Below are 17349 nucleotides of genomic sequence, written 5' to 3'. Positions count from 1 at the left end.
AACTATTAAAATGAGATTTCTAAACCGTCATAACCAGTTATAAATCCTTCTTTTAATGCCCATTCATTCATCTCATCATAAAGCATGCCACCATTATGAGAAAAATGGCTTATAACGAAAATAGTGTTTTCATCGGCATAACCTTTTTTTATCAACTCTTCTTTTATTTTGATATTATCGTAAAAACTCATATGATTGCTTTTCACGGGAACTTTTTGATGTGTACAGTCTAGACTTACAAGATTAAAATAAGGCTTTGTTTTTTCAAAGTAATCCCAATTTTCTTTTGGAAAATATCCTGTGTCATGTGCATATAAAAGTGATTCACCATTCTCTTCGATCATATAAAATAAACATTTTTCTTTTTTATCATGATCTGCTAACAATGCTGTCACGTTATATTTACCTACTTTATAAGGTGTAAATACATCAATTTCTTTAAATGTAAGTTTATCTTCATCAGTAAAGCCTTCTAATTCACTAGCTCGATCAAAAAATTGATGAACTCTTTCATTACCATAAACTGTCATTTTATTTTCTAGACCATTGCTATACCCTGTCATTCTCATCATTAAATCCTCAGCGTAAAAATGATCAGCATGTCCATGTGTTACTAATAAATGTTCAATATCAGCTAAATCAAAATCATATTTTATATAATGACTATGAGTATCTCCGTTAAAGTCTATTAACAACTCATCATTAACTAACGATTGCATTCTAGTTCTAATGTCGCGACCACCACGTTTTTTAGCTTCTAGACAAACTGAACATTTACAAAATAACGCTGGTACTCCTTCAGCTGCCGCCGAGCCAAAATATTTTAGTTTCATTTGTTTACTCTCCTTTAACTATTTAATAGCTGAATCTAACCCATTAGATTTGAATTTAGTCTGTAACCACATATAGATTAAAACAACTGGTAATACAGATGTTGCTAGTAAAGCCATCAAAGCCCCATAATTCAAAGGATCATAGTTATTTTGAGTCATATTTTGAATAACTAATGGAACTGTAAATTTCTTAGAATCAGATAATATAACTAATGGGAATAAATATGAATTCCAATATCCCATAAAGGTTAATAAAGCTGTTGTAATAATACTAGGAATTAAAACAGGAACTGCAATTTTCCAAAAAATAGTCCATTCACCCGCACCATCAATACGTGCTGCTTCCATTAACTCTGTTGGAAATTGCTTAGCATACTGACGCATCATAAACACCGATGTAGTTGAAGCTAAACTCGGAACAATAACACCTGTAAACGTATTTGTTAAACCTAATTTACTTAGAATATAAAATGTGGGAATTAATAAAGCAAAACCTGGAACCATTCTTGAAATCATAACTAAATTAAAAATGAAATTACTTCCTTTAAATTTATATTTAGCCATTACGTATCCAGCTAAAGTTGTAATAAATGTGGAAAGAATTGTTCCAACTACAGTAATGATTGCTGAATTCATCAATACTCTTGTGTATTCATACTTATCTTGAACTTCTTTTAAGTTATTTAAAAAATGTGGTCCAAACTTGAAATTTAATTTTGTTCCTAAAATAACGTCATTTGTTTGTGTTGACGAAATAATCATGTATACATAGGGTAATGAGAAAACTACTAAACCAATAATTAATACTGTATAAATAAAAACAGGAGATAATATTTTACGCTTCATTATCTTTTCCTCCTACCATAAACTGAATAACTGAGAAAATCGCAGCAACGATAACCATAGTCCAAGAAATCGCTGATGCTTTACCAAAATCAACCATTTCAAAACTTGTTTTGTAAAGGTTAACACCTACTGTCACTGCTGATGATTCCGGCCCAAAACCATTCTTAAATAAAATATTAGGAACTTCAAAAGCACCTAACCCATTAATTGTCGATAAAATCATTCCCATTAAAATAACCGGTTTCAACATTGGAACTGTAATTTTTAAAAATTGTTGAACACTATTAGCTCCGTCAATATCTGCACTTTCATAGATTTCACTAGATATATTTTGTAATCCTGCTAAGAATAAAACAGTGTAGTAACCTACATTTAACCAAATAGAAATGATAATAATACCTATCCTTGCCCAAAACGGGTCGCTTAACCATGGTATTGGCTCTAATCCAATTGTCGTTAAAACTGTGTTAAATAAACCTGTGGGATTATAAAAAGTTAAAAATACTGATGATACTGCCACAATCGATGTTACAGCGGGTAAATAATAGACTGTTCTAAAAAAACCTTTTCCTTTTACAGTAGGTTTATTTAGCAATACAGCAAAAACCAAAGCTAAAATAATAGTAATTGGAATAGAACCAATCATAAAGATAAACACGTTACCATAAGATTTAAAAAACAGAGGGTCTCTAAGAATATCCTTAAAGTTTTGTAAACCTACAAAACTAATTGAACTTGATACATCAGAAAAACTAAAAGCAAGAGACATAATAGTTGGTATTAACATAGTAATGACAAATAAAACTAAAAAAGGTGCCATCATTATATACGCGGATTTAGAATGATTAAAAACCGACTTTTTTTTCTTCATATTTTTTTCTCCTTCTTTAAAAAGAAATAACACCACAAAAACATTTTAATTGTTTACTGTAGTGTTATTTTTCTCTTATTTGTTTACTTTAACATTGTATTTAGAAGAAAATTCATCTGCTTGTTTTGTTAGAGCATCTTCAATAGATGTTTTATTTTTCTTCATATCGTAGCTTGCTGCTTCAATGTAGTTATCTAAATCTGCTGAGTAAGGGAACACAAATCCTTCGATACTATTTTCACTAATTGTGTTTAATGTTTGTAAAATTTCTTGATTACCATAATATTCAAACTGTTTTTTAGATGCTTCACTACTGTATGCTTTAGTATTTGCTGGCAAACCACTTAATTCCATATATGCTTCTAGACATTCTTCATTTGTTAGTGCGTAAGAGATAAATTGTAATGCAGCTAAACTATTAGCTGATTTTTTAGGAACATAGTAACTAGAACCACCACTCATTGGAGAGAAAGTTTTTTCTACTCCAGGTACTTCTGGCATTTGACCAATTCTCCATTGACCTGACTCATCTGGATAGTCACCGGCTTGATAAGAAGCTAACCAACCACCGGCAAAAACAACACCCAATTCTTGACCAATTTTTGAGTAATCTGCTGAATTTCCATATTCAACAATATCAGCTTCTTGCATTTTATTAACAATTTCATAAGATTTTTTAACAGCTGGATCTAACAAATTAAGATTTCCATCTTTATCAAACATTGATACACCTTGTTATTCTGTAAGGTATTTAACTAAATCTAATTCACCTGTATCTCTCATAAATAAAGTATTTTTTCCAGTTTTTTCCTTTATTTTTTTACCCACTGCAATAAAATCATCCCAATTTTTAATGTCTTTTTCTACATCAATACCTGCATTTTTATAGATTTCTTGATTGTAAAACATTGCTGAATTTCCCCAGTCATTCGGGAAACCAAATGTTTTTTTACTTGGAGCAATATTACTTAACATATTCATTTTAGCTGGATAAAATTCTGATCCATGCTCTTTAATAAAACCAAAATCTTCCGAAGAATAGAAACGATCCTCAAATTTTTCAAAAACTGAACCTGCGTTAGCGTCTTGTAAGAAAATTAGATCAGGCATTTTTTCATTAGCCACTAATTTAGGCGTTACTTTCTGAACCATCGGTACCGCTGGAGCAACATCAACAGTTTTCAGTTTAATATCAGTGCCAAATTCTTTATTATAAATTTCTGCTGATTTTACTAAATAATCAGTATTTTTACCAGCTGGCGCGTATACTTCAATTGTAGCTTCTTTAACACGATCTTCTTTAGCTAAATCTGCTTCACTCATCTCAGAAGTATCTTTTTTAGTATCTCCTTTTGAATCTTTTGCGTTATTTCCACAAGCTCCTAATAAAAATACAGCACTTAATGCTACTAAACTTCCAACTAATTTCTTATGTTTCATTTCCAATCCTCCTATTTTTTGAAAACGTTTTATTTCCTGTGAGTAAAATATACCACCCTAATAAAAATATGTCAACAACTTTTTAGTTAATTATTTTATTTGTTTTAGTAAAAATTTACTTACGGATTTACCTGGTATGAAAAAGATATCTAAACAAACCAAAGAGGCTACAACATTTATATGTTATAACCTCTTTGGTTTGTTTAGATATCATTTATTCTTATTAAAAAAATAGTGGCTACATTTTCTCATTTTTTACATACAAGTTTGCCAAATCTTTTTAAAATCTTTTCAAATACCACTTATCCATTGCTGAATGTTCTGAACCTTCAATAGGAGCCACAAGTAACTCAAACTCATATTTATCATATAGCAAACAAGCAGCTGCTAAATCTGTGTGAGTTTCTAAGTAACAAGCTTCATAATGTTTTTCTGCAAATTTTAAAGCCACATCCATTAATTGTTTTGCTAAACCTTTTCCTTGGTACCCTTCATCTAAATAAAGTTTTTGTAATTCGCAAATTCGACCTTTAAATGGGGCTATTCCAACACCACCAATAATACGATTACTATCTTTGATTACCCAATAATTACCATGTTCTAATCTTTGATAATAGGAATATAAATCATTTAATTCAGGATCAAAATAAGCAGTTCCTGGTTTATCAAAGCCTAATTTTTTTAGTGATGATTGAATCAACTCTTTCACCTTAAATCTATCATCATAAGTCATTTCTCTTAATTCCATACACAACTCTCCTAATTATCAATCATTTTCATTAAGCCATTTTTTTAAAATAGTCATATATAGCTCTTCTTCATCAACAAATGGCATGTGTCTACTATTACCAAATAATTCCCATTTAGCATTTTCTATTTCATCAAACATTGTTTTTGATACTAGTGGCGTACTTAAATCATCACTACCACTAGTGATTAATGTAGGGACTTTGATTTCTTTTAATTGCTTAGTATAATCAAAACCTTTTAATGTTCCCATTGGAGAAAACTCATTCGGTCCCCAAGCATATAAATAAGCTTGCTCACCGCGATTTTTTTTACGTCTTAACGGCTCTTTAGACAACTCATTAGGTATACCACCAGCATGTTTAAGCATAAATCTGTCATTTGCTGCTAAATATTCCGGTTGGTTAAAATCATTGTATTTTTCTGCATATGCGATTTGTTCTTGGTCTTCTTGACTCATCAATTTTATCAATCGGTGCTGTTCTTTTTTCCAAAGAGCTGACGATGATAACGTACTAGATAAGATAATGCTTTTGATTCCTTTAGGTTTTAGATCACACATATATTTAATTAATAACATACCGCCCCATGATTGGCCTAATAAATGTAATTCGTCTAACTGTAAATGATTTCTCAAATTAGCTAGTTCATCTAACCATGTTTCTGCGTGCCACAACTCTTTTTTATCAGGCATTGAAGATAAACCACACCCTAATTGGTCATACATAATGATTTGTCTTCCATCCAAAGCTAATTCGTCAAATAGCTCAAAATAATTATGTGTCGAACCCGGACCCCCGTGTAGTAGTAACAATGGTGCTTTATCTGACTTTTCTCCTACTATTCGATAATAAGTTTGATAATCTAAAAAGTTCATATACCCTTCAGTAACTTTCATCCTTAAACCCTACCTCCATTTCTTATTGATACGATTATAGAAAACTATATAGCAGAAGTCCAATAAAAAAACGCCTTATTTAATATCTAAACAAGACGTAATTTTTCATTTTTTTAACGTAAACTCTTTTAACCATTTTCTTTGATAAATCAGTTCACCAAAATCTCCAATAGCATATTGGCGGTATACTTTATAAGAAACATCTAACACAATTCGTTCACCATTCACTGTCTCAAATGTAAAGCTATGTGAAGAATGGCTTGTTCGATGCATTTGATCATCAGTGTGATGAGTTACTGCCACGTCTTTACTAATTAAAGTTGCATCAATTTTAATTTTATCTGCACTTAAATTTAAAACTAAATTAACTAAGCGAAAACCTAAAACTAGTATCATTATGATAATAACTAGGGTAAAGACAAGTGAAAAGATAGAATCAAACCCTGCTCCATTTTCAATAAGCTCCATATAACTAGCTCCTTTTTAGTGCTTTAATTACCAACCACCAGAAAATCCACCACCACCTGATGCACCGCCACCAAAGGATGAGCCACCTCCAATAGAAGATCCTCCACTATTGTGATAACTTGACCAAATCATCGCTTGCATATGGTAATTACCTAAAGACATATTTGTTAAGTCATCTAATGCTTTTCTCTTTTGGTCACTAGCAATTTGTTTACGGCGTTTTTCTGCAAATCGATAGGCTTTTCTTAAAGATTCTTCATCTACTTTTATGTTTTGTAATAATTTAGGATCAGATAAGTCTTTCTCATTTAAGAAATAGTAAACCATTAAAGCTACTTCTAATTCATAATCAATTTTTTTCAAATGAACATTACTAGTTTCCAAATACTTCTCACTCAGCGTTTCAATAAATGCTTTATTTTGTTTGGAAATTTTCAAATTTTCTTTATGTACTTTACGGGTTGCCTCAACATAATCACTTATTTCGCTAATCAATTCATCTGTCAGATAAGGATTAGTTGTAATTGGGTAATCAAAATATTGGCATTCACCTAATAATTCTTTTTTCAACTGATTAAAATATTTCTTTTCTAAATAAACGGAAATCTCATAAGGATATTTTGAGTTACGCCAGTATTGAATCACGCTGTCTGCTAGTAAATATTGGCCCACCCACAACTTCATTTGTCTGTCATTTTCAAGAAGCTGTTGTTTATTTGGTAAATTATTTAGAGTTTTAGCTAAATACTTAGTAAACATCACTTGCTCCATTACCTTTGTGTCCCCTAAATTAAACATGCTAATTCCTTTCTTTCCATAAACATATCCAGAAAGATTTTTACTAATATAGTTTTTATCTAAATTGTTTCTTAATTTGGCTAATTTTAGTTGGTAAACTAAAACAATAAAACCAACTAAAGCAAAGACACTAAGAAAAGCAAATAAAATCATGCGATCAATTTTAGCTTCTCTCATTTTTTCTTCAGCAATGTATTCTTTTGCTGCACCAACATCTCCATATTTTGAAACAACTAATTTTTCTATGTTATGAGAAATTAACATGACTGCTTTTCCATATTCTTCATCTCTTAATAAATCTGTTGCTTCATCTGTAACAACTTCATTTTTCATACTATCAGTAATAACATCTTCTACACCATATCCTGTTTCTAAACGATATTCCCGGTCTTTAACTGAAATTACAAATAAGAAACCATTATCTAACTGTTTATTTCCAATACCTAATTGTTTAAATTTAGCTACAGCATACTCTTCAATAGAACTATTTCTTCCTAATTCTTTCAATGTAACAACGGCATACTGAGGAGAACCGTCTAAATTTTTAAAGGAAGTTTCATTAATTTGTCTAATAACTTCCTTATCTTCTTTTGATAAAATACCCGCATAATCTTCAACAAAAATATTTTGACCTTCTGCCAACCCTATCTTAGGAAACGCAATAAAGAAAGTTGCTGTTGCTAGAATAACCATAGCAAGTAACAGTTTTATTGGTTTATTCAGATTCTTTCTCATCCATTCCACCTCCTAAAACAACTCTTCTTTTTATTTATTAAAATTAACTTCTGGAACTTTTGCTGCTCCCTCATCGGCTTCAAAATAATCTTTTGATTCAAAACCTGTCATACTAGCAATTAATGATGATGGGAATCTCTTAGTTGATACATTGTATTTTTTTACTGCTTTATTATATCTATCTCGTTCAACTGAGATACGATTTTCTGTTCCTTCTAATTGGGTCATTAGTGTTTGAACATTTTCATTTGATTTAATTTCTGGATAATTCTCCATAACCACTAATAATCTAGACAAAGCTGCTTCCATTTCAGTTGAAGCTTCAGCTGTTTCTTTTACAGTATTTGCTCCTGCCATTTTACTTCTTGCTTCGGTAATATTGCCAAATACTTCTTTTTCTTGTTCCATACTACCTTGCACTGAATTCACTAAATTAGGAATCAAATCATATCTTCGTTGTAATTTAGATTCCACTGTTGCCCATTGACTCTCTACTTCTGCTTCCTTTGATACCAAACCATTGTATGCAGTAAACCCATAAATAACGCCTGCTGCAAGTAACCCAACAACAATTAATAAAACTTTGTTATTTTTCATTTTTATTTCCTCCTAATTTATATTGAATAACTATTTGTTATCCTTGTTATAAGTATTATATGCCTACTAATTTGAAGTTTCATCGGCCCAAAGTCCTATGAGAAATCAACTGCATTTTTTTGATTGGCCGTTTTTTATTAAAAAATTAAAATAACCTAGACTTAAAAATCAGTCTAGGTTATTCATTTATGCTGCTAATTTAGCATAACGATTAATATTTTCAATTATCTTTTCAATCAATATATTATCTTTAATACCTGTCACTTCTTTAATTACTTGATTTAAATTTTCTTTAGCTAATTTATCTGCTAATTTATGGCTCTCAGTATCTTGTTCATCATAATAATTAAAAATCATACCTACCATAGCAATAAGGTGATTCACTTCAATTCCTAGCTCATTTGCTTCTCTGATAGGACGAATAAATCTTTCATCATATCCTAGTTTTCTAATAGGTGTTCTTGCAACTCTTGAAATTCCATCAGATATATAAGGATTTTTAAAACGAGTAATAATCTTTTCTATATAGAGGTTATGTTCCTCTCTATTAAATCCCCATTTCCGTATTAGCAACTCGCCTGTTTCAGATAAAACAGATTTTAATTGCGCTAAGACCAACGCATCTTTCATCGCTTCATCAATTGTTTGATAGCCTAACAAAGCTCCTGTATATGCCACTGTAGCATGACCGGTATTTACACTGAAAAGTTTTCTTTCAATGTAAGGTTGCAAGTTCTCAACATAAAGAACTCCTTCTAATTCAATAGCCTTATTTTTAACTTGTTCTTTATTAATAACCCATTCTGAAAAAGGCTCTACCTCCACAAATAAAGGGTCTTCATGATGCTGTTCTGGGACAATTCTATCCACTGCTGCATCTGGAAAACCTATAAATTGCTCTAGGTAATCTTTATTGATGACATATTTTTCTATTTCACTCTTAAAGAAGCTAGAGCCACCAATCATATTTTCACAGGCTATTACATCAAGCTGTCTTACAATTCCTCTTTTTTCTCTTTCATTGATTCCATCTGCTACTAATTCAGCGATAAAAGGTAAAATGTTTGGTCCAATTGCTGTAGTTACTAAATCAGCTTCTACTATTTGCTCAATAACTGCTTGAGGTTCCTCTTGGTTATTAAAGCCTGTTACTCCGTCTATTTTTATTCTCTCTTGGCTTTCATCTGCTAAGCCTATTTCATAACTTCCTCTTGTCTTTAACTCGTTAATAATGGTTTGATTAACATCAACAAAAGTAATTGAAAATTGATTATGATATAAGATTTCACCAATAAAACCTCTACCGATATTACCGGCACCAAAATGTACTGCTTTCATTTAAAACATCTCCTATGCAAAAGTTAAATGACTAATAATTTCTTCTTCTCTTTGAGCGTCTGCTAATGTGACAACATTATCTAAATCGCTACAATATAGAGCAATTTGTTGTACTAATTGCAAATGCTCATCTCCCACACCTGCAATACCAAACAAAACAGTTACGATATTACTTTCTGTGTCTGTCCCAAAATTAACACCGTCTGGAACTTGAACAACGCAGACACCAGATTTTTTGACATATTTTTTAGCTTCATCAGTGCCATGGGGAATAGCAATAAAATTCCCCATATAAACTGATAAATTAGCATCTCTTTCGACCATAGCATCGATATAACTCTCCTCAACACAACCTGCTTCAACTAATTTTTCACCACAAAATCGAATGGCTTCTTCTTTATTTTCAAATCTTTGATTTAAAAAAATCATGTCTTTAGGTAAGATATCTTTCATAGACAAATTAATCCCTCCTACTTAATTCTTTAGCTAATGTTTCATAAGCTTTTGGTTTAGCTAAACTTGATACAATGATTTTTGGTGAACTTATTTGAGGCATTAGACTAACCAATTCTTCTTCAAAAATATAAATACTATTTATATTTGAAGTCACATCACCCATTTCTAATTTCTCTACTGGTATCTCTAGTCCTTGTTTAGCTAACGCCTCTTCTAATAATTTTTTTCCCATTGTGGCTGAACCTTTTCTATCACCATGAACTAAATTTATTTTTTTTATTTTTTCGATATCATATCCAGCTAAATAATTACTAGTTGTTTTTTCTCTGATTAACTTTTTTTCTGAATCTTTTTTTTCACCAGTTAGACTTACAATGATTTCGTCATATTTAGGTGAATTGAGAAAGTTTTCAACTGCTACAAATTCTGCTCCTGGCACTTTTTGTTTAGCTCTTTCTTGTAATTCAATTTGAGTCACAATTAAAGCATTATCTTCTTGTTGTAAATTATTAATTGAGCTATTTGTTACCTCGATATTTAACCCTGCTTCTTTAACTTTCTTTCTTAAAATAGACGCTCCCATGGCACTTGATCCCATTCCAGCATCACATGCAAAAATAATTTTCTTAATCCCTGTTAAATTTTCCGTTACATTAAGCTGTCCTTTTGATTCACTTTTTGCTGTTTTACTTGTTGCAACTGCTGCTTCAAAACTTAATTCATCCATACTTTTATCGCCTTTTAGAATGACTGAAGCTACTATGAAGGACACAGCTGCTCCTACTAAAACACCTAATAAAACTGATAAATGACCACCTTGAGGAGCCATTGCTAAAATAGCGATAATTGAACCCGGTGAAGCTGGTGCTTGAAGACCTGCTCCTAAAGCTTGGAAAGTAAAACTACCACTAATACCACCAGCTATTACTGCTAAGAAAAGCATTGGTTTCATCATCACGTATGGGAAATAAATCTCATGAATTCCTCCAAGGAAGTGAATAATCACAGCTCCTGGTGCTGATGATTTAGCTGCTCCTTTACCAAAGAAAGTAAAGGCAAGTAACACACCTAAACCTGGCCCTGGGTTAGCTTCTAATAAGAATAAAATTGATTTTCCAGCTTCTGTGACTTGCTCTGCACCAAGTGGTGTTAAAATACCGTGATTAATAGCATTATTCAGGAATAATATTTTAGCTGGTTCAATAAAAATATTGGCTAATGGAATTAAGTGAGCTGATAAAATCATATCTACGCCGCTTGCCATTGCTTTTGTCAAAGTGTCAACAAAAGGACCTACTAATGTAAATCCTAATAGAGCTAAAGCAAAACCAATTAATCCAGCTGAAAAGTTATTAACTAACATCTCAAAGCCAGCTTTAATTCTATGTTGGAAATATTGATCAAATTTCTTCATACAAAATCCTGCTAAAGGTCCCATTAACATAGCACCTAACATCATTGGAATATCAGTCCCAACAATCACACCCATTGTGGCAATCCCACCTACAACAGCACCTCGATCACCGGCAATTACTTTCCCACCTGTATAACCAATTAAAATCGGAATTAAGTAAGTTAACATTGGACCTACCATTGAAGCAAACTCTTCATTTGGTAAATAACCATCTGGAATAAAAAGTGCCGTTAAAACACCCCATGCAATTAAAGCACCAATATTTGGCATAACCATGCTTGATAACGTACTGCCTAATTTTTGTACCTTAGCCTTAAAAGCCTTTTTTTCATGTGATTTTTCATTCACTGAAATCTCCTCCATATCTCTTCTTGATACTTCGATTGTATTCGCTTACTAAATTGATAAATAGTCGTACTTTGGCACAAACAATCGTGCCAAAACCAAAAAAGAAGCCAACTCCAAAGAGTTGACTTCTTTTTAAGCTATTAAAAAACTAATGGATTCATTAAAAAATGTAACAAACTGTTTTTCATCTACTTCGTCACTAAGTTTTCTGACATTTTCAATATCTGAACAAAAGAAAGCTAATTCTTGTAATATCCTAAGTTGACTCTCTTTTCTTAAAGCTACAGAAATAATGATTGTCGCAATTTGTTTTTGTTCAGTATTTGAAAAATCAATGCCATCAGGAACTTGAGTGACGAAAATTCCCTCTTCTAAGATAAACTCATCTTGTACTTCTCCGTGAGGCAAAGCAACAAAATTACCAATATAAACACTTAATTTGTCTTGTCTTACTAACATAGATTCAATGTATTCTTCTTTAATTAATCCTAATGATTTCATTTTTTCACCTGCATACTTAATAGCTTCTTGAGGTGTTTTAAAGGTTTGATTTAAGCTAATATTTTTTTCTTCTAGCAATTTCATAAGATACCCCTTTTAGACTTTCATCTCATCTATTAATAATGATGACAATAATTGATAAACAATTGGTTCATTCCCTGAATTGAAAATTTCCGTATATAAATCATTCATAATAATGGCACCACTAATTTTACTAAGTAATTTAGTTTCTACCTTACTCGTTTCAAGAGGTGATAGCATGACTAAAATACGAGTTACATTCATTGTTTCTTGGTCCATCCCTAACATTTCAATCGAATTATTTAAATTAACAATATAAAAAATAGTCTGATTCACACCTTTTGTCGCACCGTGAAAAAGTGCCATTGTTGTGTTAGGAATCCCCACAGGTGACTGATTAACTCTCTTTAATAGTTTCATTTCAATATCCTTACTATCTGAAATTAAATTATCCGGCATACAAGTAATTAACTCTACTATTAAGCTTTCTAAATCAGTTTTATTTTCAATTGTTTTGATGAAAAACCGCTCTAAAAGTTCATTGACATGCTCCATAAACTGTCTAACTTCTTCATAGGGTTTGCTAAAATCATTGACTTGATGATGCTTTCTGACAGGTCTAGCTTTCAAATGGTCCATTTCTTTAAATATTTCTTTTAACTTTTTTACTTCATCTTCTAAAAGTAAAGGTGAAACTAATTGGTATTTCCCAGTAAAACCAGGTAAAAGAGAGGTTGAAACAACTAAATCATAGTCATTTTCTAAATCCACTGTTCCTAGTTCAGCTATACTAAAAAAATGAATGGTATGAATAAAAGGAAAATGATTTCTTAACTTCATCTCTAACATACTAGTCGAAACTAATCCACTAGGCGAAAAGCCAGCAATATCTACTTCCATAACCTTCGGGCTTCTTTCAAGGGAATTAGCAAAATGTAACACCATATAAGCTATTTCTTCTTCTGTTAATTGCTGATTTGGAAATACTAAAGGTAGAGATTCTTTAATACCATTAGCAACTTCAACGTATTGCTCCATTATTCTTTCCAGTATAGGATTTCTCAGTTGATCTTCTTGCAAAATAGCGCGAGAAAAAACACCTGACAAATGAGTTAATAACATTTTATAAAGATTGTAATCCTCAAAAAAACTAACTTCTGTCTGTTCACTAACTAATTCAATTAAGCGCTTAACAGAATATGCTAATTCAGAATCAAAGCTCTCTTCAAAGAAATCATCTTCAAATGAATTAGAGAAATCATTTAATAAATTAGCATAAAATACAATTTCATTAACTGGGAAGAGCTGCTTTGTCTCCCTACCTAATTTACTAAAAATACGTTTAGACATATTGAGGGTTTCTTTATTAATTAACTCCATATAGGACTCCTCAATTAACACATGACCTTGAGCTACTCTATCAACTGCAATTAAAATCATTAAAACTAAATGCTGTAATTTTCTATCACTTAGTTTCGGTAATGATTGATTTAGCTCTTCTAAGACAATTGTTTTAACAAGCTCAAACTGTTCTTCTTTTAAAAATTTAACAAAAAAGTTTCCTTGTTCTGGAATATCTTGAAGATGAAAAAATTCATATTCATTAATTTCAGATTCTAAAATATTCGCCATTAGTAATCTACGATATTTTTCTGAGCCTATTATTTCATACCCCATATTTCTCACAATTTTAAGAGGTGATTTAGCTAATCGCGTTTCCAATTGTTTGATATCACCGTAAAAGGTAGTATTACTTATATCATATATCTTTAAAAAATTGGTCATTGGAATAGGCGCTAAGGTTTCTAGTAAATCATACAAGATACCTCTTTGTCTTTCAGATGTGGATAATTCCATCCAACTATCAGAACCAACTAGCTTCATTAATCTCTCTCTTTGAATATCATCTATCATTAATTGATAGTTTCCTCTAGATACTTTTTTTACTTCGATATCTATACTATGTAGGGTTTCAATTAAACTATCTAACTCACGATAAACAGTTCTTTTACTAACCTTTAATAAACCAATCATTTGGCTCACTGAAACTTCTTTTGTATTATTCAATAGTTCTGTCAGTAGTTGTTTTTCACGTGGTGATAGAATCATTTAATTTTTTACTCCTTTCAGCCAACTTTCAAACTCAGTCATATTAAACAAATCAGTCATTACAAAAACAGTGTTAGTTTGTTTAGTTACACAATATTTTTGTTCAAACTCCTCAGATACGATGTAAAAACTATTAGGGATATAAATGACATCCTCAATGGCTTCTTTTTTAGTCACTAAATTAACCTCTAATTGGTGAGCTTTAATTCTCATTAACTCACTTGCCATTGTTTGACTACCTCTCACATTGTTTTCAAATAATAATACTATTTCTATTTTGTTGGATATATTTTTTTTAGTCGTCAATTCGTTATCAATCTCTTTATCTTCAAGATAATCAAGAATTATACTAGCATTATTCTGAATATCTAAAAAATTATCAATTTCTAGTATTTGTACTTTGGGAGCTAATTTTTGCAATTGATTTTTTAATTGACTGTGCACTAAAATCAAACTAGCTCGATTATTCTCAACTTCATAAATCGATTGATTAGTTACTGGCAATTCAATTCCAAGCCTTTTTAGTTCTTTATCAATCAAGCTTGCTCCCATGGCACTTGAACCAATTCCTGCATCACAAGCCACTATTATTTGATCTATCATTTGACTTTCTCCTTTGATTTCTACAGCTACATTTTTCTCGTCATTTCTATTTAAAAGAATGATTAAACTAAGAATAAATGATACTAAAGCACTTCCTAACACACCTAATAACAAGCTAATTCGACTATATGAAGAAGCACTTGTTAACATTAAAATAATTGAACCTGGTGAAACCGGCATCGTTAATCCAGCATTAAGAAACTGGAAAATAGTTGTTCCTGTTATTCCACTTAAAATGGCTACTAAAAAAAGTTTAGGCTCTTTCAAAACGAAAGGAAAATAAACTTCATGAATGCCGCCAAACAAATGAATCATTGAAGCACCTGCGCCTTGTTTTCTTTCTTCTTGATTACCGTAAAAGGAGAAAGCTAATAAGATCCCCAGTCCTGGGCCTGGATTAACTTCTAATAAAAATAAAATAGATTGTCCTGTTTCTTTTACCATATTTAGTCCTAAAGGGGTTAGTACACCATGATTAATAGCATTATTAAAGAAAAAAACTTTCAGTGGTTCAATAATCACATTAACTAATGGTAGTAAATGATGAGTGATTAAAAAATCAACGCCACTTATTGCAAGCAAGGTACTAAAGTTAATAATTGGTGTTAAAACAAATAAGCCTACTAAACAAAAAAGAGTTCCCACAACACCTGCTAATATATTTTGAAGTAGCATTTCATACCCATTTTGTATTTTTTTTAATATTAATATATTTAATCTCTTAAAGCACGTAACTGCTATCGGACCAATAATCATCGCACCTAAAACTGCAGAATTATCATTTCCTACCATAATACCTAATGTCGCAATGCCTGCTATTGCTCCACCTCGATTATGATCAATTTTTTTACCACCAGTATAACCTATTAAGAGTGGCAGTAAAAAATTGATTAAAATATCTTCAGTCCCATCTAATAAGAGATACATTTTGCCTGACGCAAAATTAGCTAAAAAATTAATCAAACCCCAAGCAATAAAAACGCTTAAATTCGGCATAATTAAACTACTCAAATAATTACCAAGTTCTCTTAGATAAAAAACAATGGAATATTTTTTTAGTTTTCTCATGTTTTCCTCACTTTTTTCTTGATACTTTGATAATAGCATAAAAATTTAAAAAAAAGGCACTGATTACTTTTACGTAATCAGTGACTGCTTTATTTTTTAGTATCTTCAACGACTCGGTTAATATGAATGACTAAATAAATCATCTCTGGTTCTTTTATTTCTACATTTTTAGTTTTTAATAAATAGTCCCGAATTCTCAAACTACAACTAAAAGCTTCTGGGTATTTACTTTGAACTAGTTCATAAAGAAAATCATCTGTTTCTTCTACAGTTTCTTTTTCTAAAATTCTCTTAACAAAATACTGGATATGAGTGACCATCCGATTGTAATTTAAAGAACTCTCATCAAACATCATGCCGAAAAATCGACTAATAATATTCAAAATATCTCTAACCATTTCAGTACTTTCCATCGTCACTGGTAACTTATTTCCATTTTTTCGGCTATTGGCTAAGTGGAGAGCAATAAAACCTGCTTCATCAATCGGGAAATTAGTTTCTAATTTCTGATTAATCTCATCAATTGCGCGAACAGCAATTTTATACTCTTCTGGATAGAATTTTCTGATTTCAAATAACAATGGATTAGGAATAAATATTCCTTCTTTTCCTCTTGCTACAGCATAATTCAAGTGATCTGTCAGTGTAATGTAAGCTTGATCTGAATATTCTTGGTTCATATTTTTTTCAGCATATAGAATAATTTCTTTGGCAATATCAATAATCACAGGATCCACAGTTAGAACCATTTTTTCAATTTCTCTAACTCCTGATGCAGAACCTGAAACAAAAATCTTATCTATTTTCTCTGACTCAATTGCATCTCCGTTTTTCTTTTGAAACGCTAATCCCTTACCCATGATGACAATTTCTTCAGAACGATCATTTTCTGAGATAACAACATTATTATTCAATATTTTCTTAATAATCATGTGTTATTCTTCCTCTCTGTTGCTATGAACATTCCTTTTTATGTTTCGTTGGTTGCGTCAAGAATTATGTGTAAATGGAAAAAAACCATTCTGTCGGTTAAGTTAAAACATTGATTCTAATGTATCTTGTATTTCTTTAAAACCTTTATGAATCCGACACAAAAATTTCTGATTATAGTTGTTGAATTGAGAAACTAAGAATCTCTCTAGAGATTCTTCATTAGGGAATTGTTCTTTTCTTTTTGTATATTTCTTTAATTGTTTGTTAAAACCTTCAATCAAGTTAGTTGAATAAATGGTTCTTCTGATTGATGGAGGAAAATTAT

Annotated in this window: 16 protein-coding genes and 1 pseudogene; all 17 read right to left on the bottom strand. The window is 31.2% G+C overall.

Annotated features, from left to right (window positions below; genetic code table 11):
- Positions 1-5: 5 nt before the first annotated feature.
- Entirely contained in the window at positions 6-833 is an 828-nt protein-coding gene (locus tag DFR54_RS07260) for an MBL fold metallo-hydrolase (RefSeq protein WP_114289660.1), read from the bottom strand.
- A gap of 18 nt (positions 834-851) precedes the next feature.
- Positions 852-1679 carry a carbohydrate ABC transporter permease gene (locus DFR54_RS07255; RefSeq protein WP_086342347.1) on the bottom strand — a complete coding sequence of 276 codons (828 nt, stop codon included), beginning with the start codon at positions 1677-1679 and terminating at the stop codon, positions 852-854.
- On the bottom strand, positions 1669-2550 hold the full coding sequence (locus tag DFR54_RS07250; protein WP_086342346.1) for a carbohydrate ABC transporter permease: 882 nt from the start codon (positions 2548-2550) through the stop codon (positions 1669-1671). Before DFR54_RS07250 ends, DFR54_RS07255 begins: the two co-directional genes overlap by 11 nt.
- Before the next feature lie 75 nt (positions 2551-2625).
- Positions 2626-3873 (bottom strand): annotated as a pseudogene (locus DFR54_RS13380) (ABC transporter substrate-binding protein).
- 397 nt (positions 3874-4270) lie between these two features.
- On the bottom strand, positions 4271-4738 hold the full coding sequence (locus DFR54_RS07235) for a GNAT family N-acetyltransferase (RefSeq protein WP_114289657.1): 468 nt from the start codon (positions 4736-4738) through the stop codon (positions 4271-4273).
- An 18-nt stretch (positions 4739-4756) separates the two neighbouring features.
- Positions 4757-5635 (bottom strand): proline iminopeptidase, encoded by an 879-nt coding sequence (gene pepI / locus DFR54_RS07230; protein ID WP_114289656.1) that lies wholly within the window; start codon positions 5633-5635, stop codon positions 4757-4759.
- A 105-nt stretch (positions 5636-5740) separates the two neighbouring features.
- Positions 5741-6103 (bottom strand): DUF2500 family protein, encoded by a 363-nt coding sequence (locus tag DFR54_RS07225; protein WP_114289655.1) that lies wholly within the window; start codon positions 6101-6103, stop codon positions 5741-5743.
- Positions 6104-6130: 27 nt separating this feature from the next.
- A complete protein-coding gene (locus DFR54_RS13285) occupies positions 6131-7636 on the bottom strand; it encodes a TPM domain-containing protein (RefSeq protein ID WP_211315047.1) in 1506 nt (501 codons plus the stop codon).
- Between the two features lie 30 nt (positions 7637-7666).
- A complete protein-coding gene (locus DFR54_RS07215) occupies positions 7667-8233 on the bottom strand; it encodes a LemA family protein (RefSeq protein ID WP_114289654.1) in 567 nt (188 codons plus the stop codon).
- 186 nt (positions 8234-8419) lie between these two features.
- Positions 8420-9571 carry a mannitol-1-phosphate 5-dehydrogenase gene (locus DFR54_RS07210; RefSeq protein ID WP_114289653.1) on the bottom strand — a complete coding sequence of 384 codons (1152 nt, stop codon included), beginning with the start codon at positions 9569-9571 and terminating at the stop codon, positions 8420-8422.
- Between the two features lie 12 nt (positions 9572-9583).
- A complete protein-coding gene (locus DFR54_RS07205) occupies positions 9584-10024 on the bottom strand; it encodes a PTS mannitol transporter subunit IIA (protein ID WP_114289759.1) in 441 nt (146 codons plus the stop codon).
- 7 nt (positions 10025-10031) lie between these two features.
- Positions 10032-11804: a PTS mannitol transporter subunit IIBC gene (locus tag DFR54_RS07200; protein ID WP_114289652.1), complete on the bottom strand. Its 1773-nt coding sequence runs from the start codon at positions 11802-11804 to the stop codon at positions 10032-10034.
- 117 nt (positions 11805-11921) lie between these two features.
- On the bottom strand, positions 11922-12374 hold the full coding sequence (locus tag DFR54_RS07195; protein WP_114289651.1) for a PTS mannitol transporter subunit IIA: 453 nt from the start codon (positions 12372-12374) through the stop codon (positions 11922-11924).
- Positions 12375-12386: 12 nt separating this feature from the next.
- Positions 12387-14420 carry a BglG family transcription antiterminator gene (locus tag DFR54_RS07190; RefSeq protein ID WP_114289650.1) on the bottom strand — a complete coding sequence of 678 codons (2034 nt, stop codon included), beginning with the start codon at positions 14418-14420 and terminating at the stop codon, positions 12387-12389.
- On the bottom strand, positions 14421-16091 hold the full coding sequence (locus tag DFR54_RS07185; protein ID WP_170126934.1) for a PTS transporter subunit EIIC: 1671 nt from the start codon (positions 16089-16091) through the stop codon (positions 14421-14423).
- A gap of 89 nt (positions 16092-16180) precedes the next feature.
- The gene (gene licT, locus DFR54_RS07180) at positions 16181-17023 is read right to left on the bottom strand and encodes a BglG family transcription antiterminator LicT (protein ID WP_114289648.1); all 843 of its coding nucleotides are present in this window, start codon (positions 17021-17023) and stop codon (positions 16181-16183) included.
- A gap of 102 nt (positions 17024-17125) precedes the next feature.
- Positions 17126-17349 (bottom strand): transposase (locus DFR54_RS07175; RefSeq protein WP_147269197.1); only part of this gene is annotated, 224 nt, incomplete at its 5' end.

Origin of the sequence: Vagococcus fluvialis (genome assembly GCF_003337315.1) — a bacterium.
Lineage (GTDB): Bacteria > Bacillota > Bacilli > Lactobacillales > Vagococcaceae > Vagococcus > Vagococcus fluvialis.
This window is presented reverse-complemented; position numbering and strand designations above follow the sequence as displayed.